Origin of the sequence: Dyadobacter sp. CY351 (assembly GCF_021502625.1) — a bacterium.
GTDB classification, from domain to species: Bacteria; Bacteroidota; Bacteroidia; order Cytophagales; family Spirosomataceae; genus Dyadobacter; species Dyadobacter chenhuakuii.
On the sequence record NZ_JAKFFU010000019.1, the window covers coordinates 26414 to 50480 of the forward strand.

Annotated in this window: 12 protein-coding genes; 7 read left to right on the forward strand and 5 right to left on the reverse strand. The window is 48.0% G+C overall.

All coding sequences use genetic code 11. The features are described 5' to 3' along the window. Positions 1 to 24 precede the first annotated feature (24 nt). Complete coding sequence (locus L0660_RS25905) at positions 25 to 2418, forward strand: outer membrane beta-barrel protein (RefSeq protein WP_235162010.1); 2394 nt, start codon at positions 25 to 27, stop codon at positions 2416 to 2418. 40 nt (positions 2419 to 2458) lie between these two features. On the opposite strand, the gene L0660_RS25910 is transcribed toward L0660_RS25905, so the two are convergent. The 5 genes from L0660_RS25910 to L0660_RS25930 all read right to left on the reverse strand — a co-directional run bounded on the left by L0660_RS25910 (position 2459) and on the right by L0660_RS25930 (position 7354). Continuing rightward, on the reverse strand, positions 2459 to 2746 hold the full coding sequence (locus L0660_RS25910; RefSeq protein WP_233794966.1) for a hypothetical protein: 288 nt from the start codon (positions 2744 to 2746) through the stop codon (positions 2459 to 2461). Positions 2747 to 3350: 604 nt separating this feature from the next. Then, a complete protein-coding gene (locus L0660_RS25915; protein ID WP_233794965.1) occupies positions 3351 to 3869 on the reverse strand; it encodes a GNAT family N-acetyltransferase in 519 nt (172 codons plus the stop codon). A 16-nt stretch (positions 3870 to 3885) separates the two neighbouring features. Next, a complete protein-coding gene (locus tag L0660_RS25920; protein ID WP_233794964.1) occupies positions 3886 to 4197 on the reverse strand; it encodes a multidrug efflux SMR transporter in 312 nt (103 codons plus the stop codon). A 138-nt stretch (positions 4198 to 4335) separates the two neighbouring features. Beyond that, on the reverse strand, positions 4336 to 5676 hold the full coding sequence (locus L0660_RS25925; protein ID WP_233794963.1) for a PQQ-binding-like beta-propeller repeat protein: 1341 nt from the start codon (positions 5674 to 5676) through the stop codon (positions 4336 to 4338). Positions 5677 to 5791: 115 nt separating this feature from the next. Beyond that, the gene (locus L0660_RS25930) at positions 5792 to 7354 is read right to left on the reverse strand and encodes a hypothetical protein (RefSeq protein ID WP_235162011.1); all 1563 of its coding nucleotides are present in this window, start codon (positions 7352 to 7354) and stop codon (positions 5792 to 5794) included. A 223-nt stretch (positions 7355 to 7577) separates the two neighbouring features. Here L0660_RS25930 and L0660_RS25935 point away from each other — a divergent pair, with 223 nt between their 5' ends. The 6 genes from L0660_RS25935 to L0660_RS25960 all read left to right on the forward strand — a co-directional run bounded on the left by L0660_RS25935 (position 7578) and on the right by L0660_RS25960 (position 23905). Continuing rightward, on the forward strand, positions 7578 to 9272 hold the full coding sequence (locus tag L0660_RS25935; protein WP_235162012.1) for a hypothetical protein: 1695 nt from the start codon (positions 7578 to 7580) through the stop codon (positions 9270 to 9272). Then, positions 9256 to 16845 carry a hypothetical protein gene (locus L0660_RS25940; protein WP_235162013.1) on the forward strand — a complete coding sequence of 2530 codons (7590 nt, stop codon included), beginning with the start codon at positions 9256 to 9258 and terminating at the stop codon, positions 16843 to 16845. The genes L0660_RS25935 and L0660_RS25940 overlap by 17 nt, the downstream gene beginning before the upstream one ends. 13 nt (positions 16846 to 16858) lie before the next feature. Beyond that, positions 16859 to 18856 (forward strand): hypothetical protein, encoded by a 1998-nt coding sequence (locus tag L0660_RS25945; protein WP_235162014.1) that lies wholly within the window; start codon positions 16859 to 16861, stop codon positions 18854 to 18856. A gap of 27 nt (positions 18857 to 18883) precedes the next feature. Further along, positions 18884 to 20899, forward strand: a complete 2016-nt coding sequence (locus L0660_RS25950) for a fibronectin type III domain-containing protein (protein WP_235162015.1) — start codon at positions 18884 to 18886, stop codon at positions 20897 to 20899. Between the two features lie 3 nt (positions 20900 to 20902). After that, positions 20903 to 21334 (forward strand): hypothetical protein, encoded by a 432-nt coding sequence (locus L0660_RS25955; RefSeq protein WP_235162016.1) that lies wholly within the window; start codon positions 20903 to 20905, stop codon positions 21332 to 21334. Between the two features lie 147 nt (positions 21335 to 21481). Further along, entirely contained in the window at positions 21482 to 23905 is a 2424-nt protein-coding gene (locus L0660_RS25960) for a TonB-dependent receptor (RefSeq protein WP_235162017.1), read from the forward strand. The last annotated feature ends 162 nt before the right edge of the window (positions 23906 to 24067 follow it).

Below are 24067 nucleotides of genomic sequence, written 5' to 3' on the forward strand. Positions count from 1 at the left end.
CAGTACAATTCAATCCTCAGCTCCATGAAAAAATTCTCCGCTCTGCTGATCTGCATGCTTCTCATAACAAGCATGCTACGCGCGCAATACATTGTAAAAGGAAAGGTTGCTGATAAAAATAACGCGGGAGCAGCTTACGCAACGGTGGCTCTTCTGGCAGCTGCCGATTCAAGCATTGTAAAAGGCGGATTGACCAACGAAAACGGTGATTTTCAAATAGATCACCCTTTGAAAGGTGCGTATAGGATCAGTGTTCAATACGTAGGTTTTGCAAAAGCATTTACCAATCAATTTATATTAAACGACACAAATAAAATCCAGGAATTCCGTCAGATCACATTGGCTGACGAAGCTGCTAACCTGGAAGAAGTTACTGTGAAGGGCCAGCGTAGTTTGGTAGAAAATAAGGGCGACCGGATGGTCCTGAATGTGGCTAACAGCGTCATAGCCAAGGGAAATAAAGTAGAGGATCTTTTGAAATACGCTCCTCTGGTCCAATCCTCGCCGATGGGAATCAAGGTTGGCAACAAAAGCAATGTTCTGATATTGGTAGATGGCCGGCAAACCAGCCAGACTTCCCTCACCAACTTCCTGCAAAGTTTCTCTGCGGAAGACATCCTGAAAATCGAAGTCATTCCAAATCCATCTGCCAAATACGATGCAAGTTTCGGGGCTGTCATTAATATTATTACAAAAAAGAGTCTGGAAAGAGGCTTTAACGGTCGGTTAAGCTTGATTTATTCCAAAGGTGAATACGGGCGTTTTTATCCCGATGCCTCGGTGAATTTCAGATCGGAGAAATGGAATGTCTTCACTTCTGTCAATGGCACGCTGGAAAATATTGGCTCGGAAGACGAATTGATCCGCAAATTTCCCGGCGGATTTATGGACACCAAAGCATTGACCAATTACAAAACCGACGGACTTTCCACATTCAGCGGCATTGACTATACGCCAAACAAAAACAACACCATGGGCATCCGGCTCAATAGCGGCTCACGGAACAGCGACTATACAACCAACATGAACACCGGCTTTAAATCTTACCCAGCAAGGCTGGACTCGCTGCTGGACGTCAGCCGGTTGACTACAGATAAAACCCGGAACTATGACATTAACTTCAACTACACCGGAAAGCTGGACAGTGCAGGCAAAGAGCTAACTTTTAATGTCACGAAAAGTTATTTTGACAAAAAGAACACGCAACACCTCATTTACCAGGAACGAAGCCTCGAAGGCGTTTCTTCCGGCGACCCGACCAGGGCCAGGATCCGCAATCCAAAAGACGAAAATAACCTCATTGCGCAGGCTGATTTAACATTACCCACAAAACGCGGACGTTGGGAATCGGGATTGAAATACATCGTGATCGGAAACAACAATACGCTCACGCAGGAAAACGAAATCGAGGGCCAATACGCGATCGACCCGGATTTTAGCGTTTCCGGCATTTATAAGGAACATTCCTATGCAGCCTATGCGGGTTACAACAATGCATTCAAAAGCGGCTGGACTGTACAATCGGGATTGCGTTACGAAAATACCAGTCAGGAACTCACCAGGTCCGACGTGAGCCGGCAATATGCAGGATTATTTCCAAGTTTAGGCCTGAACAAAAGCTTGAAAAATGGCGATATGGTCAATATTTCGTACGCCCGCAAAATTTCCAGACCATCACTCACTTACCTGATTCCTTATCGCTGGCTTTCAGACCCTTACCTTGTTTCAGTAGGAAATCCCAATCTTCGTCCGTCTTACGAGCATACCATTGATGCCGGGTTTTCCAAAGGCGGACTTTCGCTTTTCATCAATTACACGCGAACAAAGGATTACATTTCGGATGTCATTTACACAGATCCGGAAACCAGGTCATTTGTAAGTATTCCCGAGAATTTGAAGCATGTAAACAGCGCCTACGCAGGCCTTTCGTGGAACCAGGAGCTGTTCAAATGGTGGTATACCAACTGCTCCGTCGTCTTAAATGCCTCCCGGACCAAAACACCGATCGCCAACATTCCCGGCGTAAATTTCAGCGGATTTGGCATGAATTCTTACACCAATAACACATTCACTTTGCCAAAAGGATACAAAATCGAATTGCTCTTCATTTATAATTCGCCTTATCGGTTTGCGATTATGCAAAACAAGCAAGTGTATTTTATGTGGCTCAGTTTCAATAAAGCAGTCCTCAAAAATGGCAATGTAAAAATCTCCATCCAGGATGTATTCCGGACGCAGGCATACCGCTACGTCACCTCGTACGGGCCTGTCTACACGTCCACGCGCTCCTACGCCGACAATCAGCGGATAAGGCTTTCATTCAATTACAATTTCGGAAAAAAGACTGTAAAGCAAGCCAAAAACAGGAGCTTAGGCAACGAAGCCGAAAAAAGCCGGATGGGCGGAGGGGTTATGTGAGGTTTTGGCGGCGCCCCGCCACCGCCACCCGCCAACCTGACTAAACTTTCGCTCCCATTCTTTCGAAGCCTTCCCAAAGTACCTTCACATCGAAAAGCGCCGATTTTTCAGCCGTATCAAACGGAACGTCTGAATGATAAAGCGCCAGGTCATGAACCATTTTAAGCGACCGCGCCAACTCCTCGGAACCCTGACATTCCACGAGATACAAAAAATCGGCTTGTGATTGCGTCAGCGGCGTGCTAACATTTGATACGTTACGTGCATCAACCGTTGTGTTGACTGAATGTTGGTTCGAGCCAACACCTTTTCCATTTGACGCTTGCATAGTTAAAATGGATTTGGTTAAAGAAAGGAGAAGTCACTGCAAACGTCAACAAAGCGAACTTTGGTAGGTCCAGGGACTTTCACCCTTCTGCTTCTCCAGTGCCATTTTTGGCCTACATCTCAATTTTCTGTTCATAATGAGTATTGTTAAACGTTTGCAGGGCAAATATAGGAGAAAGTTTTGATGGGTCGGAGATGAATGAATTAACGGTAAAAATCCCGCAATCAATGCCGTTTGATAAATGCTTTGAGTAAAATAGAGCAGTGGCAAACTTGAAAGACCAAATAAGAAATAAAATACTACAGAGATTAATCAATCCGATAAGTGAATCGCGATCGAAAAACTCGAGAATCACAACCATTTTCCTGACGTCAGGAAAATGGTTAGTATAGGCTCAGAATCCGAGAGACCTGTTCAAGATATCGCACTCACGAGATATGCTTGTTACCTGGTAGCCCAGAATGGTGATACACGGATTTCGGAAATTGCTTTTGCGCATATTTTGCAGTGCAAACACGACGTGCAGAGATCATTGAGCAACGAAGGCTGGACCGTGAAGGAAAGAAGGTTTTGATAGAAACGAAAAAGAATAAGAAATAGACTCTCAAAGCATCTTCCTCATCATAATATCCGTCTGCTCGTCTGCTCCGAATTTGAAGATGTGTTTGTCGAAGGCGGTGAAGCCGTTCTTTTCGTAAAATCGGATGGCTTTTGGGTTTTCTTCCCATACGCCCAGCCAGAGATATGCTTTTTGTTCGAGTTGGGCGGTTTCGAGCGCTTTGTCGTATAATAACTGGCCTACCTTTTTGCCGTGAAATTCACTTTTGACATAAATTCGCTCGATTTCGAGAGAGGTCGGATCTTGCAGCTCGGTCTGTGCTTTTCCCGTATTTAATTTCATGTACCCGACGGGACTATCACCGAGCCAGGCTATGAAAAAGTGTGATTCGGGATTGTCGAGTTCGGCGGCCATTTTAGCATCACTGAAATTTTCGGTCAGATAATGCTTCATATCCGCCTCGGTGTTGGCTGCTGCGAATGTTTCGAAAAATGTTTCCCTGCCAATCTGCTGAACCGTAGTCAAATCGTCAGCGCCAGCCTTAACTATCGTAATTTGATCCATTTCGTTTCTTATTTTTTCATGAAAGTTTCATTAATACCAGCCCTGCCGTGATGAACAATGCAGCGGTGATCCGCATTGCGTTGGCTGGCTCGCCCAGCAGAAAAGTGCCGACGATAAATGCCCCAACAGCGCCTATCCCCGTCCAAACGGTGTAGGCGGTGCTCAATGGCAATGTCCGCATAGCCATGGCCAGCAAGGCGAAACTCGCGATCATTGCGACGAGGGTAATTGAGGTAGGAATAAGCCGGGTGAAACCTTCCGACTGCTTCATGAAGTAAGCCCAGACAACTTCCAGAAGCCCGGCTGCAATCAAATAAATCCAAGACATGACTTTGACCTTTTTAGGCCGGGCCGTCCCGATTCGGTTCCCAATACGGGGGAGGTCGTCCTCCTGCATGGCCGCTGTGCAAAGGCTGAGCGGCGGGACAAAAATACCGTTTTGTCAAAAATTTTACAAACCTTCCCGCTATAACGCTGCCTCAAAACAATATACATTGTAATTCGTGGATGCAAAGATTTTGCCCTTCTTCCCATTTTTTCCAGGGGAACCCGTAACGAAGCCGGCAAACCACGAGTCGTGCCGCCTTTCGAGTTTAATGTCTGGGGAGGGCATATCCCAAAGCAGCTTTCCTGTGTTAACGTCCACAGCAAGCAGCGACTTGGTGTAAATGTAATACACCACGCCATCCTGGTGGTAAAGGTCACTGGTTAATGCGCTTGCCTTCTGGGTCCAGCGCGGTGATCCGGTGTTGGCATCCACACAATAGAGTGTCGCATTGTCTCCGTTGAGCAAAAGTTTGTCTTCGACAAGGATAAAATCATTGAAACCTGTGAACATGTCCGACAGGCTTCGCCTCCATATTTCTTTGCCGGTCATCAGATCAAAACATCCAACCGTCGTCAGCGAGGTTACATACACTTTATCACCATTCACAATGGGCTTCAGACAAGCCGAAGCACCACCATTATCGGGACGGATGGCTATTCTTTCGTAAACCCATTTCTTCGCGCTGAGATTATACAGGCCAAAATAACCACGCGTGTGATTGTACTGATCCTTCGGGCCCGGCTCCGTGAAAGGCACCACCAGATAATCACTACCATTCCGGCTAAACGCTTCCATATTCAGCATTGAGCCCCGGTAATACAGGGAATCTGAGTCGATATAAGCGTATTCATCACGCATAACAGGTTTCACGATTTCTTTAAGCGCACCGGTCCTTACATCGCCTGCAAAAATCGTTGGTTCTATCCGGCGTTTTTTCTGCGATTCCAAGCTCCTGCCAGGCATAAAATACCGCTCTCCTAAAAATGCCGGGTAAGGTCTTAATGATAATTCCGGGTTTCTGGTTTTCCAGATTGTTTTGCCTGTCAGGGTGTTAATACAATAGGTTGTACTGGCGTCATGTAGCAGCATACTTCCGGGATAAAGTCCGATGCTTTGCCGCAGCGTGCCAATGGATTTATTTTCAAATTCGTCCCAGACCCACAAGTTTTCACCCGTTTCCAGGTCTTTCAACTGCAAGAATCGCTCTCCAACCACTTTCTGGGCTGATTCACGAACACCCACAGCTAACACGCCGCGATCTTCTACAATGTATCCCCTATGCAGGCCGGAAGAACGCGGACCATTGGAAGTCGATGATTTCCAAATGTGAGGTTGCTGGGTTATCACACCATCCTTGTCGATTTGGGTTGTGATCTTTTCGGGAGCGCAGGCGACCAGTCCAATGAGAAGAAAAATAGCTAATAACCGGCCCTTCGTGATAGCGGGCACCCGTTTTCTGGCTAATGCGATCCTGTTCATAGCTCCCATGATTGATTGTTCAATGCAAAGGAACGATATGCAGAAAATTAGCTTCTTGTCCCCCGACATAGTTTCACGTTGTCGTACAACAAGATTTTTTCACACTAAAACAATATCATTTGCCGCTCACTGACCCAGCATTCACCTTTACACCCTTAAACATAAACGCATTATCACTGATCCTGAGCTTTTTACCGCTGGAAGTCGTTACATTTTTTAGCACAACCTGTTTGGTTTTGATAAATGGAAATTTTTCCTGGTAGGAATCACTTGTCATCTCCGGATTGAAATTGGCAAAAATGGCTGGCCCTTCGTAAGCTTCGGGGTGTGCGGAATCTTCGATGCGCAGATTCTCAATCGTAATTTTTTCGGGCATGTAACAGATGTAGCCGAAATCGTGCTGCCCTGAATTGGACCCGCCTATCAGGCTGGCACTGACAGGCTTGCCATTTACCGGCACAAAAACGCAGTTCCGGATCACCAGCTCGCCTTGCCAGGTGCTGCCATAATCCGAACGCAGGTTGACAATGTTTTTGCCACGGATACACGAATTTTCCACCAATAACAGTCCGGTTCCAATAGCATTGATGCCCATGTGACCGAGCGTGGAATTACGGATGGTGGCGTTGGCAACGCCCTGGTGTGCATCGAAGCGAGAAAGCGTGCAATGGTCATAAAGCAGGTTTTTGCAGAAATTAGAGCCTAATATGCCCCAGTATTTACTGTCATTGATGTCATTCGTCTGGCTGCAATTGACAAAAGAGACATTAAGCGCCCGGTTCACCGAAAGATCATAGCTGCCCATCGACACAGGTTTATCAGCTGTTCCAATGGTGCTGTAAGTTTTGTGTCCGGTCAGGATGGTGTTTTTTACGGTAACATAGGAGCAGTCGCCAATGCTGATAAACCCATTGTAAGGCGCGCCTTGCTCGCTTTCGCCTTTAATATGATGTTCCAATCCTTCCAATGTCACATTAGAGCGCCGAACGGCAATGTTCCGGCTGTAATAGTTGTATTTGGATTCTGCTTTGTTGGCAATTGTAGTAAAGCGTCCGCCACTGATTTTCAATGGTTTTTCATCAATCGGGAGCGCGGTAATCTCGGTTATTTTATCAAAATCCCAGATAATAGGTGCGTTCATATCCACGTTGCCATTTTTATCGACAACAAAAATATCCGTCTGCGAAGAGCCATTGTTTTGGTTGAGACCGTAACGAATGTATTGCTTCACATTTGCATTCGTAACCGTGATAAGACAGGGGCCGGGCAGTGTGGTATTGATCTTTTTCTGGTTTCTTTTTAGTGACCTGATCATTTCCAGTTTAAAGGGTTTAAGCGCCGAGCTAACCATAAATACGGAGGCATCACGTTTTTCCGCCTCGGTATCATCAATAATGAAAGCCGCTTTGCCAAAATCAGTTTCCGTCCGGATAATGGCAGTGAGGTGTTTTCCGCCAATGTAGTAAGTGGCGCCGTCGTCGGCTTTCACGCGCAAACCGTGCAAATTGGCAAATGCATGCGTCGCGGCAATGGCGTCGATGTCGTCCGTCTTACCATCACCTTTGGCGCCGAAATCACTATAATGCACCACTCCGGCGGCTTTAAACCTGGCCGCCTCTTCCTGCGCCCTGGCCGTCCATGCACCCAGGATGAGCATTAATAATAGTGTGTATTTCATGTTAAAAATCAATGATTGTTATGAATAGGAAAGAAAATTTGAAAGCAACCTTACCCTTGTCCTGCTTCTGAATTTCGTGTCCATAGCTCCGTTAAAAATCCTTCATCGATTTTTGAATGTCGTTCATCGATTATAAAAGAACAGCGGCAGGTGCGCAGGTACCTTTCGGGAAAATCGGTCAGGTCGAGACTGGTTTTAATTCAACCCCAAAACTGTTCTGCAAATGCGACGCTCAGGTTTGTTACTGATTTGCCTCTGTTTCTGCTCCTGTTCCCTTCTGCGGGCACAAGATGGCGCGCCTAAAAACAAGCAGGTTCAGCTTTCGGGAGGGCTTAATGCTTATGCTGGCCTGTACACGTCCAGCGGCATCGCCGGGCGCAACCAACCCAATCCGTTTGGACTGAGCGGGGCCGTTACATTAACCCTTCCCGGCGGCATTTCCTTGCCATTTTCTGCTGTGCTCGGCAACCAGGGCGCCAGTTTCCGTCAGCCGTTCAACCAGTTCGGCGTGAGCCCCACATACAAATGGGCCACTGCGCATGCAGGTTACCGCAATGTATCTTTCTCGCCATTCACGCTTGCAGGTCATACTTTTCTGGGCGGAGGCATTGAGCTGAATCCCGGAATGCTGCGGATAGGCGCTGTGTATGGCCGTTTCAACAAAGCCATTTCTTCCACACTTTCTGATCCTAATGTTATCCCGTCTTTCAAACGCACCGGTTATGCGGTGAAAGTAGGTTATGGCAAGCCCAACAATTACGTGGACCTGGTTATGCTCCGGGCCCGTGATGATACCAACTCCATCGACCGGGTGCAGATGTCGCCCGAGAAATACACCACCCCAGCCGAAAATATGGTTATCGGTCTCACTTCACGACTGCTTTTGATCAAACACATCCTGGTTGAAGCAGACCTGGCGGCGAGTTCCTATACGCGGGACCTTTCTGCATCTGAGGTGGCGGCCGAGGGTAAAAATCCGATGTTCAGGCTCCTAGGCAAGCTGATCACGCCGAGGCTTTCCACCCAGCTAACCCAGGCGACGCAGGCGGCATTGGGTTACCAAAGCAAATGGGGATCTGTCAAATTTCAGTACAAACGCATTGATCCTAATTTCCAGACCATGGGCGCCTATTATTTTCAGAGTGATATTCAGAGCTATACGGGCAATGTCACATTGAATTTACTCAAAGGAAAAGCACGGTTAGCTGGCAGTTACGGAAAGCAGTTTGATAATCTGGCCCAAAATAAAAACGCGCGCACAGGCCGCTCCATAGGTTCTATGATGGTTTCTTTAAACCCCGACCCTACCCTCGGATTCGACGTTTCGCTCTCCAATTACGGGCTGAGCCAGCGCGCGGGAATCCGGCCATTGATCGATACGCTCCGCATTGCCCAAAACAATTTATCAGCAACTGCTAACGTGCGTTATTCCATTTTTGACAAGGATTTTTCCCACATTTTCACCCTTACCGGCTCACATCAGCAACTGTCCGACCTGAATGATAACACGTCCGTACAAACCGAAAATAACAGTCAGAATGCCAACCTGGGCTATTTTCTGCAAGCCAGTCAAAGTGGGTTCGGAGCGAACTTAATGCTCTCCTACACGCAGACGAGCCTTCCGCAAACCTTGCCCGGGACCACGGATCAGAAAGTAAAATTCTACGGCCCTACACTGGGGACGAATTATAGTTTTTTAAAAAAGAAACTGAACACTTCACTCAACTTCTCCTATCTGTTCAATAAGCAGTTTGGGGAAACAGGAAAAGTGTTAACAGCCTCCTTGAATGCAGGTTACCAGCTTGCAAAAAGGCAAAGCCTGAACATTATGTTCAATTATCTCAATTCGAACACGGGCATTCAAACAGAAAAATTCAACGAACTCAGAGGAAATATCGGCTATGGAATTTCATTCTAAAAAATATAGCGCTTTCACAAAACGGAGCATTGGCTTCGGGATGATGCTATTTCTGTGTCTGGGATTTTATGCGGGTTTTGCCCAAAATCAAATCCGCATCACCACCAATGTTTTGCCGCCTTACAGTCCTTATATCCAGGATTATCCCGGCACTGGCAACCGCGTTCAAGTTTTTATTTCCAATCTTTCGGGTCGGGCGTTATCGGTGCGGCTTTTGGGCAAACTGGAAGGCGATAATGGTGTCGTCATTCGTACTTCGCAGCATTACCGTCCGTTGCGCCCGCTGGAATTACGGCCAACGGATGTGAACAGAATGATTACGCGGGCTGAACTGGAAGGGCTTTTCGACCTGAATCAAATTGAAGTCGAAGGGTTGAATAAAGACCAGCTTTACCGCGGCTTACCCCTTCCCGAAGGCAACTATCAATTGTGCGTTCAGGCTTTTGATAATGCCACCACCCGCCCGTTGTCCGCCGAATTCCCCATGGGCTGCAGCGGATTAATCCCTGTCCGCATCATTGAGCCGCCTATCCTGATTTCACCGATGGCCGATGAGGAAATCGCCGTCAAAATACCGCAAACTCAGCTTTTCACCTGGTCGGCGCCAGTGGGCATATTGCCTAATCAGGTGGAATACAGCATCCGGATCGTGGAGCTGCCCGAAACCAATGTTGATCCTAACGTATATATAGATGCGATGGTGTTGCCTAGGTCCGGCGTGGAAGTGAACAATCTCCGAACAACGACATTTTTATACAGCCCGCAGCAGCCGCCTTTGCAAAAAGGAAAACGTTACGCATGGCGCGTGCAAGCGAAGCCCATCGGACAAAGGCTCAATTTCCTGAACGACGGAAAAAGCCCTGTTCAATCATTCATATATGGCCAGCAAATGCCGCTTGGGGTTGATCTGGAATACATTACCATTACCAGTCCTGCGGCAAAACGCAATGCAAGTATCGAAGTAGGCAGTAACAATCCGTTTCTAGTAACCTGGAAGCTGGATGAAGAATTTGAAAAAACATTACGAAAAGCATTTGAAGCGCAACCAAAAAAATCAATTGTAGAGCAGTTTGCTGAACTCAGTTATCGCGTAGTGATTAAAACGGACGAAAAAAGAGGCCAGGGCACCGTGGTGCTGGACCGGCTGGTCCGGGGAGAGCAGCTGAGCATGGAAAAATCGGAGCTGCCAGCAAACATGCCGACCGGGCAAAATTATGAGGTCCGGATTGAGTTACAGGGGATGTCGGAAGCGAGAAGAAACCGCGCGCAGCTGGGCGAAGCGCTTTTAGTCTCAAAACCAAGATCTTTTACACTGATTGAAAGAAACAAAGGAAATGAGGCAGATAGCCTGACGATCCGGGGTGTGCTGGCTTATCGTTTCCCGGGCGAAAGCGGCACACCGCACATTCTTCCGAACACGCAGGTTGTTCTTATGAAAATTTTCCCGAACAGGTTCCGGGCAACCGTTGCTTATGGCAAATCCGACGGTTCGGGTAACTATACCATTAAAATTCTCAAAACCTCAATCCAGGGGCTGGGCGATTCGACGGCTTACACCCGTTTTATGGTCGATCCGGTGAATCCGTTTATCCAGCGCCTGGCCGAGCCGGGCTACTACCAAACCAAGGATGACAACACTTTCCAGGTGTCCAGCGCCGAGCAAAAAGGCTATGAGGTTCAGAACATTACCTGGCTGGCGGCCGGCTATAACCTGGACGTAACAGCCAGGATTTCATATAAAAACTGGCCAGGCACGCCGGGCATCAACCTGGAAGGAAAACACCTCGTCATTTACCGGAAACCAGGCATTGCCAAAGATTTTGACAAATACAGGCTTCCGTTTGAAGGTTCAGTAAACCAATCGTCCGGGCCCGTAACTGCAACCGTGCAAGCCGGAATAAACAGCGGTTACCAGCCAGTTGGCGGCATCGGTAATAAGGTAAATGTGAATGTAAATGCATCGTCGGATGAGCCCGGCAGTTCCGGAAGCGGCAAATCCGGTGAAGCTGCGCTGCGTATGCAGGTGATCGCAGAGCTCGAAAAAAAGGGTTATCAGTTCATCAGCATGGTGGCCTTGAACAAGAAGGATACTGAATACGGCGCGATGATCAATAACCTCGTTTATGGCGGCGTATCTTACGATGCTTACCAGATTTATTGCCCGGATTGTGGTCTTGCGCCGGATGACGCCGACCCAATTATCAAGACAAAACCTTCCGAAAAGCTGCCTGAAACGCCCGCACGCATTGAAAAATACACCTATAACATTCAAACCGACGAAGCTCCTACCATGACTTTTACCGGCAAGCTCACATACAAGTTTGCGGACGCGGGCAAGGAAGGCGCGCAAGTGAAAGCATTGCCCAACACGCAGGTGCGTTTGCAAGTGGTTTACAAAGCAGCCGGTTCAGATAAAACCACATTCGGCACCAGCTACGGCAATTATGCCGAGTTTTCGGAATTCCATCATGATTTCAGCCAGACTCTCGATACCAAAGTAACGGGCTCCGACGGCTCTTTTACATTCACTGTTAAGATGACCAAACCTATGGAACTGGGAATGCTTGCGCCTACCAAAGAAACTGGCCAGGGAGAATTCAAGATGCCGTCCGTAGCCTACATCCGCGGCATCCGCGTCGTGGTGGACAATCCCTATTATGCAAGCCCGACGGAAACATTCGGCATTCAACAAGACCAGGTGATGAAACCGCAGGGCTCCTATGATTTCGGGCCGGTAACAGCAGTAGCCAGAAGCTATACGCTTATTGCCCAAGCGAAATCGGATACCACCGGGGTATCAAAGGTGAAAGAACAAAAAGCAGGCATCCAAAATAACCTGTCTGGCATTAAGGTGTCTGTGCTGCGCCTGACCAAAGACACCGAAAAACTACCCGGCCCCGACCGCCGGCCGCCAGCAGACGAAGGTGCAGGCGAAAAAACGACCGCAATATTCAAATTGAAGAAATATAAGGTGATTGCAACGACCGAAACCAATGCAGAAGGAATCGCCAGGTTTCCAAGAATGGTCATGGCGAACGGCGAGGCGGATGCTTATTTTCTTTCAACCGAGGCGTCCGTGGACGGAATAAATAACTATCAGCTGGTTTCGCTCAAACGCATCACTGTCAGCGAAAAATGGGGATCGACATTTTCTCCGTATGCCACGCAGGAGGAGATACAGCGGTCGGAAAAAGCAGGTAAAACGGAGTACAACGGCACCAAGATCGATTGTAAAACGGTTTGGGAATTGTCACACATGGACAACCCCAATTTCCCCACAACCTGGACCCCTTATGGCAGTTACAGTAATGAAGAGTATGAGAAAATGGTTGTTACCCAGCATTCGCCGGAATACCGTTGGGTAAGCCACCTCGCTGATTGCAAAACGGTTAACAATTACTGGCTCGGCGAGAAGCTACATGATATAAAAGTAAACGACAAGGTGCTGCTCCCGCAATCTTACTACGATCCCGTATTTGCAGACCAGTACAAAACATTCGAATCGGACCCTGTCATCCGCCACCTAAAACCCGGCAACCCCACGGTGAATGTGCGGGTGGTGGATCAATCCAATCCGACCCAGGGAATCAAAAACGCAGTTGTTGATTTGTTTTATTTCGAAAAAGAAAAAAACGTTACAACACAGCTTACGCAATTTACCGGTGAAGATGGCTGGATTCTGACGCCATTTATGCTCAAACCCGGCAACAGCGCAATCATGCGCATCAAAGCAGAAGGTTACGTTTACATTTCCGGGACAAAAACGGCGAAGGATGCAAATGTAGTCTATATCGGCGACGTGTTATTAGGCCAGAACAGTTACTACGACCGCGTTTTAATGGAGCCTAACACGGTCATCACCGGCAGGGCGATAGACATTGATGCCATTCAGAAATCGACTGTTGACGTGTCCGGCAATAATGCAACTATGGATGTGAAAGATGCTGCCACCAAAACAACAACACCAAAAACGACAGTTGGTAAAAATGCAGCAAACGGCAATGTTAGTTCCGTACCGGTACAAACGCAGCCTTACAATCAAATGGTCGTCAGCTCGGACCCGTCGCTGGAAGCTTATGCCCAGGCCGATGACGGAAATATGGTGAAGACCAAATTTGAGAACGGGACCTGGAAATATTTGCTAAAAACCCCTTCCACTGCCTCGGTACTGAAAATTTTCCCCGTTAACATCAGCTATTTTGGAGAAGAAAGGAACATTAAAACGCAGCTTCCCAAACCAGTCCTGGCATCGAACAGGTATACCATCAACGCGGGCGACATTAATATTTACGAACGGGACCACCGCATTATATTCAAATTGCAAGATGAAATAACCAAAAAGGGAGTTCCCAATGCATATGTGCGGCTTTTTGGTAAGAAATCGAAAGGTTTTGAGTTTGGGGCAAGTGAAACCGATGGCATCGTGGAAACGCGCTTCAAGAATGTTTCCATTGACAACCTGTATGTCGAAATCGCGGCGCCGGGTTATGTGACCAGGACAGTGGCTGTGAATAACAGTGAAACGAAAACAGCCGAAACCAAAGTCGTAGTGCTTCAACCGGCCAGGACGGTCAAAGGAGTTGTAGTAGTCAACACGGGAAAAGGAACAGAAATCCCGCTCGAAGGAGCCGAAGTGTATGTGGCTTCTGGTGGCAATGCGCCCGTGAAATACAGCGCGGTAACGGGCAAGGATGGCTCTTTTTCAATGGATGTAGCCAAAACCCTGGATGGCAGCACGATCAATATTGAGGCCATTTTTGACCCGAAAAATGTTACCAATCGACCATTGCCTGCGGGCACTACATACGTGGGAGCGGGCAGCAAATTGCTTATGCCGCAGCAATCCGGCCAATCATTAAAATTGACATTAACGGCTTTTGATAAATTCAAAATCGCGTCGCTGTGGGGCTTTCCGGTCACTATCGAAAAAATAGACCCGAAAACGATGGGGGTTACGGGCGAAATCGATTTGTCGGACAGCGGATTAGGGCCATTCGCGATTGTAGATAAGAGTATAAGGGTGCGTTTTGAGAATGTGGCTTTCAAAGCAGACCCCCAGAATCCGGGTTTTGGAATTCCGGTAGAAGAAACCGTGGCGCTCGAAACGAACGTCCTCAATAATCTCCTTTATCATACAACGCCGGAAGTTGACATTAAAAAGACCAGGTATAACATTAAACTTTCCTCTCCGGAAGGGCTGCTTTTCAAACTCAAAATTGTAAGAACGCCTGGCACGTCAACCGGCAAGATCTTGGCCAAAGCGCAGGTGCTCGATAACTCGTTCAACTTTTCGTCCCACCTGCTGTATTACGACAAAGGCCAGTTCTTCCTGTACGACCCCGAGGTTTCCGGGCAGCCAGCGAATAAACCAATGGTTACCGCATTCGACGCGGCAAAAAGCAACATTAAGTGGACCAATTTTGGGATTTGCCAGGCAAATGGTAAACCCATGACATTGAGGCTGCTTGACTTCGAAGCGGTCAGCAAGTTGGAAGGCTCGCGGCTGATCGGCGATGAAATCCATCTCAATCCTGTTATGACCTGTCCCCTGAAAAACGCCCAGCCGGAAAAACTGGAAGTAACGATCGGTGACCTGGTTTTGAAGAACAACACCGTAGATGTAAAAACGGGAGAAACGCCACTCACCTTCCCGCTGGCCGGCAAATGGAGCGTAGAAATCCGCGACTGGAAGCTCGATTATAAGAAGGGTGGTTTTTATTCCAAATCAGGCGTTGTAAAAACAGGGAAAGTGGATATCCCTATTACCGAATTTAACCTGCGCAACGATTTTTATCAGCTGATTGTAAATCCAAACGGTACTTTCGACCTGGCCGGCGTGGCAAAAATGAACCTGAAAGGCGAGCCGCATTTTGCATTCGATCCGCAAACCGGATCGGATATGAAAGGGCACTGGGCTATGGTAGTTGTTCCCAAAGACGGCCTGCCTGCCGCGGAGCTTCCTGCCAATGCGGTTCCCGGCCTCTCGAAGAAAATGGATTTTGAAACATTATCACTCCTGGATAATGGCGAAGACGTGGTGTCATTTGGCTCGGGCAGCAAATCGTTCCGGTTTTTCAACATCATTGACGTGCGCCCAACCACCATTGAAACCGGCACCGATTACTTTGCATTTGATGCGGGGATGTCCACTGCCATCCCCAATGGGCCGCAGGATGTTTCAATGCGATTTGTTTATTCCAAACCACAGGGCACTGTGAAGCTCAAAACCGTTGTCCCGGGCGGATACAAGCTGCAAACCAAAGGTTATCTCAATTTCGAGGCCGGCCAGCATGTTGCTGCGGACAAAAGCCAGTCCACCGCTATCTTCTTCGGCGAAGGTGTGATAGCCATGCGGGGTAAGATTGAGGAACCGGATAAGCTGAAACTGGATAATGTTCTTTTGGTACACAACAAAAATGAAACGCACATTACCCACGGCCGCAATGTGGACCTGACCAATCCTGCCACATTGGCCAAATGGAACGACAACCTTTCAGACCTCACAGATCCGGCAAAAGATGAAGTGAATTATAATGAAGGCGGTGATTTCAAAAGGCTTAGCGTCGGACTTGGCGGCAATGGTCTTAGTAAAGTGTTTGTACACCAATCTGTAACCAATAAGCAATGGGAGCTGCTCAAATTCTCCGGGTTACCACAGGGTTTTTCCAAAATGCTGGGCGAAGAAGAGAAAAACCGGCTTGCGTTTACTGCCTACGGTGAGATCAAAGCCGAAGGCCAGAAGATTAAGCTCGATGGCATTGATACGGGCCTCGGCGGGCTGAGCCTGGTATATGATCACGAGAAAAAACGGCTAACCGGCTCAATGCAGCTTTCAAACATCCCGGTGCCGCCAACAATGACTTTCATGAATGGGATGGCGCAAGTAAGGTTGGACGGTAACGGATTTTACGTGGTGGCAACCGGAGAATTGCAGAATGTGCCGCTCATTGTGCCGGTAACCATGCGTGCCGGGTTAATGCTGGGCGTGTACAACAGCAATGATCTCGGCGAAGCGCAGCAGGTGCTTTTCACAAACAGCCACCGCAAAGCATTACCATGCTCGTTCAACGGTTTCAAAGGAATTTACGCCATCGGCGAAGTGCCCGTTCCTTTGATCAAATCCTTTAATTACGAGCTTTCATTGCCAGGCGTGGGCGGATATAAAGTGGGAATGGACGCCTTCGTGGACGGTTATGTGTTCAGTAATTACAGCGATGGCGCATTCACAACAGGCACAGGACTGGGCATTGGCGCACATGCTTATGCGTATGGAAGCATACTTTCGCTGAGCGCAGGCGGTGAAATCCACGTCAATGGCGGTGTGGACGGCACATTAACCCTCGACCCGGGAGCGAAGAGCGTTACAGTTGATATGAATTCCAGAATCGGGGCCGGATTTTCGGTGACGCTGACAGAAGGCCTGACCGGCGGTACTACCGGAACATCCGCTGATTTCTGTCTTACATTGGCCGGCAAAGCTCAATATAAAATCGGAAGCAGTCCCGATCTCTCCATCACACCCGGCTGCATGTTTACAGCATGCACAGGCGGTTGCACAGTAACAGAACAATAATCAAAATGCTGATATGAAAAATCTACTATATAGAGCGCTGATCCTCGTTTGTTTTTACCCGGCTGCCTTGCATGCGCAAAAGCCGCAGGCTACTGCCGGTCCGTATGGGGTGTTTATCCGGATTGACAAATTGTTACACGGCCCGCAATATGTGGTGGAGCGGCTGGAAACCGGGAAAGTAACCGCCAAACCCGATTGGCAACCCGTATGCACTACCGAAAAAGGCCCTACGAGCGCAAGGGACCTTATCGCCCGGCTGACATTGCTTTCAACCAAAAACCCCATGTACGAGATCCCAAACGATTCGCTTACCGCTTTGCTATATACGCGCTATCGCAATGCTGCACACGCGGATTCTCTGGGTGCATATGGCGAAAATCCGCAATATCTGGAAGCATTAGGGCTCGGTTTCCTGGATACGGATGTAATGCAGGGCAAGCGTTATGATTATCGGGTCCGCGCATTGGAATCGCGGGTAGGGGTTTTTCATAACCCGGGAACAGTTTCAGTGCCTGGTTCAAAATTCGCTACAACTGCCACGGCTGTAAATCAAAATGCGAACGGGCAGGTTGTTAACATTCAATATCTACTTAAAAAACCCAATCCTTACATTGCCGGCGCGCGCGTTCTGCGGGCCACTTACGGGCAGACCGACTTTGCAGAATGCGGTGCGGAATGGGGTTTTAGAAAAGGAAAAAAAGATTCGCTTTTCCTCATTGTCACTGATCCGAATGTGCGGCGCAAGATGCTTTATTCTTATGTCGTTTATCTCAAAGATTTTCTGGGAAATGAGAGCAACGCGTCGGACACCATTACCATTGCCAATCTTCGCCCCCAGGAGGAAATCCCTGTTATTCACCACATTAACGCAGTTTCACAAGAAGCTGAAAATGCAATTGCCATTTCCTGGAAGCTTTCTTCGACCAAGGATCTTCGTTCGGTTGAGATCTGGCGCAGCGAAAAATTTGATGCAGGTTTTCAAAAAATCGGCTTAGCAACCCCAACGGATACGGTTTACTACGACAATCGTGTGGAGCCGGTGCAGGGATATTATTACCAGATCCGGCTAAACGGCACTTACGACATTTCCGGCGAATCGGTGAAAGTTTCCGGAATGCTGAAAGCGAGTCGGCCAGCATTGGTTTCCCCCACGCATTTTCAGCTGAAAGAATCCAGAGACACGCTTACTTTTCGCTGGCAACCGGCTGATTTTGATACACATGGCTATTACATTTATTTCGCCGCCGGTCAAACGGACTCCCTGCAACGCTATTCCGACATTATCCTGGCTGGTAAGGAGTTAAAATATCAGGTTCCGGTCAAAAAGCTGGCTTTGGGCACAGGTTACCGGTGGGCAGTTGTGGCTGTAAATACAAGCTACAATATGGGACCGATGAGTGAGATCCTTTATTCGCAACCGCGGTTTCCCGAGCGGCTGGCAACGCCGATCAACCCTGAAATGATTCCCCAGAATGACCGCGCATTGCTGGTTTGGGAGAATATGAGATCCATTGACCCCTACATTTTAGGTTATATCATTGAAAGAAAGGCGGCTAATGAAAAAGCATTCAAAGCGATTTACCGGCAAAAGGATGAAGATAACAACCGGAACAATTTCGCGGACAGCACCGTGAAACAAGGCGTCCGGTACACCTATCGCATTAAGGCTTATGGTTTGAATGAAAAATTCAGCGGCCCCAGCACCGAAATCGACTATTACAAACCACTGGACGCCGTGCTGCCCGTCCACGGACTGAATGTGCTTTCGACTGATAAAGGCGTGCTGGTAAGCTGGGATGCGCCTTTGAAAAACCCTGAGAAATTTTTGATATACCGCTTTACGGAAAAAACCGAAAAGCCCAGGCTGGTTGCATCCACATCAGGGACACAAAATGCATTCATCGACCGGGAAGCAGCGCCTGGCGTAGGCTACTATTACCATATAGTGGCCGTAGAAGACGATAACCGCGAAAGTGCCGCAACCGATCCGGTAAAAGTTGATTGGAAATAAAACTGGCTACATCTGGCTTCCTGAACAATGAAAAATCGAACATTCCGTCATACTTTTTTACTGCTCCTGGTTTGCATCGGCACTGTGCTGCTTTTCCCGAAAACCAGCCTTGCACAGCGCGCCATGTTACGGGCCAATGTGGTTTCGTACCAGCAAGTGGACCTGTCCTGGGACCGGCTTCCTTCTTCGGTGGAAGTGTTTGTGGTTGAGCGCAAAGAAGACGGTTTTGGCCAGCGTTTTACTGCGATTTCGGGTAATTTATCTGGCACCACATTTTCGTATCAGGACAAAACCGTGCAGGAAAACCGGACCTACATTTACCGGGTAACGGCCTCTTGCGACAAATCCTGCGGCGGTGAGCTGAATGAAGTCCGTGTTACCACACCTCTGGCCCCGCCTGCAAATCCCAGCAACCTGGAAGCATTTTACATTTCCGGCCGCGGCATGGCCATAACCTGGGTGGGAAACAACAGCGATGGCACTACTTTCCTGCTGGAACGTTCGGAAAACGGCGGTGGATTCAATTTACTTACACGAGTTCCATACAGCAGGTCGCTCAGCTATAATGACGGAACGACAACCGTGGGCAATAATTATTGTTATCGGGTAAAAGCGGTCAATGCAGGAGGAGAATCAGGTTACTCGAATGAAAGCTGCGTGAGCCGCGCGCTTCCCAAACCAGCAGCGCCGTCGGGCCTTTCCGCAACGGCTGTCAGTTCCAGCCAGATCGATCTCACGTGGTTGGATAATGCTGATAATGAGACAGGATTTGAGTTAGAGCGGTCTTCGGATGGAAATAATTTCAGCAAACTGGCAGACATACCAGCAAACGCGACAAGCTATTCCAACACAAGCCTTCCCACATTAACCAAATTTTGGTACAGGATTCTGGCCAAAAATGCGATCGGGAGTTCGGGATTTTCGAATGTAGCTGAAGCAACTACATTTGATGTTCCGCCCGGCGCTCCGACAAGTCTCACGGCCAAAACCATTAGCAGCAGCCAGATTAACCTTTCCTGGAAAGACCAGGCCACGAATGAAGCCAGGTTCGAACTGGAGCGCTCTACAGACGGCACCAACTTTTCCAAAATTGCGGACATTGAGGCAAATAAAACGACCTACGAAAATACGGGACTGCAACCGGCCACTAAATATTGGTATCGCGTGCGGTCGGTCAATGGTTCAGGGCCGTCGGGCTTTTCCAACATTGCCGACGCTACAACATTGGACGTTGCACCAAATGCGCCGGGAAGGCTCAGCGCCACAGCGGTAAGCCATGACCAGATCAATTTGGAATGGGAAGATGTCTCAGGCAATGAAACGGGTTTTCAGATCGACCGGTCAACCAACGGGACCACATTTACAAAAATCGCTGACCTCGCGGCCAATGTGAAAAGTTATCAGAATAAAGACCTGAGCTCTGAGACAAAGTACCATTACCGGATTCGGGCTGTGAATGCAATCGGCCCATCGGCATACAGCAACGTCGCAGATGCGACCACACGCAAAGCGCCAATTCCGGATAAGCCCAAAAACCTGACCGCGACGCCGGTGGACTATGATCTCGTACAGCTGAAATGGGCTACATTATCGTCCAATGCAACGACGGTGATCATCGAGCGTTCCCGCAAGCCGGACGCAGATTTCAAGCAGATCGGAAGCCAGGCGGCAAACACAACACAATTCCCCGATCGTGAGATTTTGGATGTGTACGACTATTATTATCGGATCAAAGCAGTAAACAGCGCGGGCGCATCACCGTATAGCGACGTTGTGAAAGTAGCTGCCAGTCAGATCATTACTGGCACAGAGCCGCAAGCGCAGGCCAACCTGATCTTTATATACGATAAAATCCTCCATATCACACTCGACCGCCCGTCAACAGGCCAGATGACATTGTACAACACTCGCGGCATGGCAGTGAAATCAGCGGCTTTGTCCCAAAACATGATCCTGGACCTCTCCCAGCTTCCAGCCGGCATTTACATTGCCGTCCTGAATGGTGAAAAGACATTGGTAAAACAAAAAGTACTTCTTTATTAAATCATGAAAAAGAACCTGTATCTGATAGCATTATTGCTGCTTGCTGCCTGTCAGCCCAAAAAAGTAGAGCCTGCCGACATTGGGCGGATCTGGAAAGCAACGTCCGTAAAGGAAAATGGCGTGGTGGTATTTACCGAAGGAAATACGGGCAGCGCCAAACCAGGCTACGCCCGCTTCCGCCTCGACCTGACCAGCAAGGAGCAAGTCCGCTTTACAGACGTCGACGGCCGCACATTATCTGGTCAATGGTCCCTTTCGCCTGACAACAACCGCCTCATCCTCGAAAACCTGTCTCCCCCACCCACCGGATCAGCCGGCAACATTGAATTTTACATTACCGACAAACCCACGCAGGAGAGGCTGTTGCTGAAACGGACGAATGAGAGCAGGAAGACGGGGAATACGGTGAATGAATATGAGCTTGTGCCGGAGTGAGTTTTGCGTATTAAAAATTCCAGCTTCTGAATGAATAAAATATCTACAATCCCCTCCTTACCAAAATAGTACAATTCGCTTGGAAGTGAACTTTGGGAAGAATACATTTGCAGCGTCATTTAAATTTTAAATAGTCTAAATAAGCAAATGAGAACCTTTCTACCAGTTTTATTATTTTTGCTCATAACATGCCTTTCCTACGGTCAGTCAGGTAAATTAAAGGGCGTTGTGCTGGACAACTCCAAAAAGAGCATCCCGGGTGTCACCGTTCTGATCAAAGACACGAAAATCGGGACGCAATCCGACAGCGACGGCGTCTTTGAATTATCCAATCTGAACGATGGAAACTATACTTTATCGATTTCATCTATTGGGTTTAAAACCAAAGAATTGCCAGTTACGATCGCGCAAAACGAAGTTGATCTGAATACCATCACATTGTATGAGGGCGACGAAATATTGCGGGAAGTGCTCGTGCAAGGTGAAAGTGAAAACAAATTTTCAAGAAATCAGACGGCCTATGTTGCCAAATTGCCGTTGCGCGATTTCGAAAACACGCAGGTTTACAGCACCATCACCAACTACCTGCTTAAATCACAGATCGTTACAAACTTTGACGATGCATTGAAAAACGCAGCTGGAGTGGAAAACCTCTGGACGTCCACGGGCCGTGGCGGTGACGGAGCAGGATATTACTCGCTGCGCGGATTTTCGGTCCAGCCTAAACTGGTGAACGGCCTACCCGGACTAACCAACGGAACCATTAACCCGGCCAACATTGAGCGCATTGAGGTTTTGAAAGGACCTTCTGCTACGCTTTTTGGCAATGCGGTCAGTTCTTACGGCGGGCTTATTAATGTAGTAACCAAAAAGCCTTATGTAGGAACGGGCGGTGAGCTTTCATTCACAACCGGTTCTTTCGGACTGAACCAGGTAACGGGTGATTTTAATACAGCATTAAGCAAAGAAAAAGGCATTTATTTTAGATTAAACACCTCATATGCAACAGAGCGCAGCTTCCAGGACGCTGGTTTTCGGAAATCGTTCTTCGTAGCCCCTTCCCTGTCTTATAAGGTGAACAATAACCTGTCGTTTTCTTTCTATGGCGAGATTACACAGGCGGAACAAACGAACCCCATGTTCCTTTTCCTGAACCGCACCGCGCCTACGGAGTCCAAAAATATGAAGGAGCTGAATTATAACTACAAGCTCTCTTTCACGAGCAACGACCTGACATTGCAAAACCCAACGCAGAATTACAGGGTCGAAATGGATTACAAACTTTCGGACACATGGCAGTCGCAAACATTGATTTCCAAAAGCGCCACTTCTACGAAAGGCTATTATTCCTATTTGTTTGACTACGGCATATTGGGAAATGACACTTTCTCGCGCTTTCTGAACAAACAAAATGAATACACCGGAACATCCGATATCCAGCAAAATTTCATTGGCGATTTCAAGCTCGGCACATTGCGGAACCGGGTTGTGCTTGGGCTGGATTATTTCACAGCCACGGCCACAAGCAACGGCACGGGTTATGCATTTTACGGTAATGTAACGCCGGAAGGTGGTTCGAGCGGCGATGATCCGTTTACACCAAAAGTGGTCGAAACCACTGCTTACCCGCTTTCAACAGCTGCTGTGGATGCCGTGCTGGCGCGTCAGGGCGTGAGTAATGCAAAATCGAAATATAACATTTACAGCGCTTACGCGTCTGATGTGCTGAATCTGACCAATAACTTGTCTGTAATGGTAGGTCTGCGTCTGGATCATTTTGATAATCAAGGCGATATAGCAACGGGAGAAGACAATTACAATCAAACTACATTGTCTCCGAAATTGGGACTTTTGTTTGAGCCGGTTACGGATAAGGTCTCTATTTTTGCCAATTTCCAGAACGGCTTTACCAACGTGGCGCCTGCACTTGTGGGCAACCCGGAAGCCGGCCCGCAAACGATCAAGACTTTCAGACCTGAGCAGGCCAACCAGATTGAGTTTGGTATCAAGACGAACATTATCAGAAACAAGCTGAATGCAACGATCAGTTATTACGATATCCGTGTGAAAGACCAGGTGATGACAGACCCTACGTCGCCGTTCAACAAAATCCAGGATGGTGAAATTTACAGCAAAGGGTTTGAAATAGAAGTAAATGCTAACCCTGTGAGAGGCCTGAACGTGCGCGCCGGATATAGCAACAACGACAGCAAAACCACCAAAACGGACTATACCGACATTCTGGACAAGCGTCCACTGGGAGCCGGGCCAAAGACACTTTACAATTTCTGGGCTAATTACGAAGCTCCGGGCGGTAAGCTGAAAGGGTTTGGCCTTGGGCTGGGCTTCAACGGCGCTAGCGAGCGTTATGCGATAAACTATGTTTCGACAGGAGATTTCATGCTGCCCGCTTACACCGTTGCCAACGCCTCCCTCTTTTTCCAGGCAGAAAATTACCGCATAGGCCTCAAACTGAACAACGCTTTTAACAAAGAATACTACAAAGGATGGTCAACGATTGCCCCACAAACTCCGCGGGCCTTGCTGGCAAACTTTACTTATACTTTTTAAGGTTTGAATTAATATAAAAAAGCCTGCAAATCGATTGCACTGCCCCCAAAAAGTTAGACACTTCTTGGGGGCATTTTTATGGGCAGAAACAGAAAACATAGTGCAGAATTCCGGCTAGGTCTTATCAAAGCATACTTACGGGGTAATTCAATCAATGGCTTA

What these genes read in the sequence shown, in the direction of transcription:
- L0660_RS25905 (WP_235162010.1), top strand. Translation starts at nt 25, where the DNA reads ATGAAAAAATTCTCCGCTCTGCTGATCTGCATGCTTCTCATAACAAGC.
- L0660_RS25910 (WP_233794966.1), bottom strand. Translation starts at nt 2,746, where the DNA reads ATGCAAGCGTCAAATGGAAAAGGTGTTGGCTCGAACCAACATTCAGTC.
- L0660_RS25915 (WP_233794965.1), bottom strand. Translation starts at nt 3,869, where the DNA reads ATGGATCAAATTACGATAGTTAAGGCTGGCGCTGACGATTTGACTACG.
- L0660_RS25920 (WP_233794964.1), bottom strand. Translation starts at nt 4,197, where the DNA reads ATGTCTTGGATTTATTTGATTGCAGCCGGGCTTCTGGAAGTTGTCTGG.
- L0660_RS25925 (WP_233794963.1), bottom strand. Translation starts at nt 5,676, where the DNA reads ATGAACAGGATCGCATTAGCCAGAAAACGGGTGCCCGCTATCACGAAG.
- L0660_RS25930 (WP_235162011.1), bottom strand. Translation starts at nt 7,354, where the DNA reads ATGAAATACACACTATTATTAATGCTCATCCTGGGTGCATGGACGGCC.
- L0660_RS25935 (WP_235162012.1), top strand. Translation starts at nt 7,578, where the DNA reads ATGCGACGCTCAGGTTTGTTACTGATTTGCCTCTGTTTCTGCTCCTGT.
- L0660_RS25940 (WP_235162013.1), top strand. Translation starts at nt 9,256, where the DNA reads ATGGAATTTCATTCTAAAAAATATAGCGCTTTCACAAAACGGAGCATT.
- L0660_RS25945 (WP_235162014.1), top strand. Translation starts at nt 16,859, where the DNA reads ATGAAAAATCTACTATATAGAGCGCTGATCCTCGTTTGTTTTTACCCG.
- L0660_RS25950 (WP_235162015.1), top strand. Translation starts at nt 18,884, where the DNA reads ATGAAAAATCGAACATTCCGTCATACTTTTTTACTGCTCCTGGTTTGC.
- L0660_RS25955 (WP_235162016.1), top strand. Translation starts at nt 20,903, where the DNA reads ATGAAAAAGAACCTGTATCTGATAGCATTATTGCTGCTTGCTGCCTGT.
- L0660_RS25960 (WP_235162017.1), top strand. Translation starts at nt 21,482, where the DNA reads ATGAGAACCTTTCTACCAGTTTTATTATTTTTGCTCATAACATGCCTT.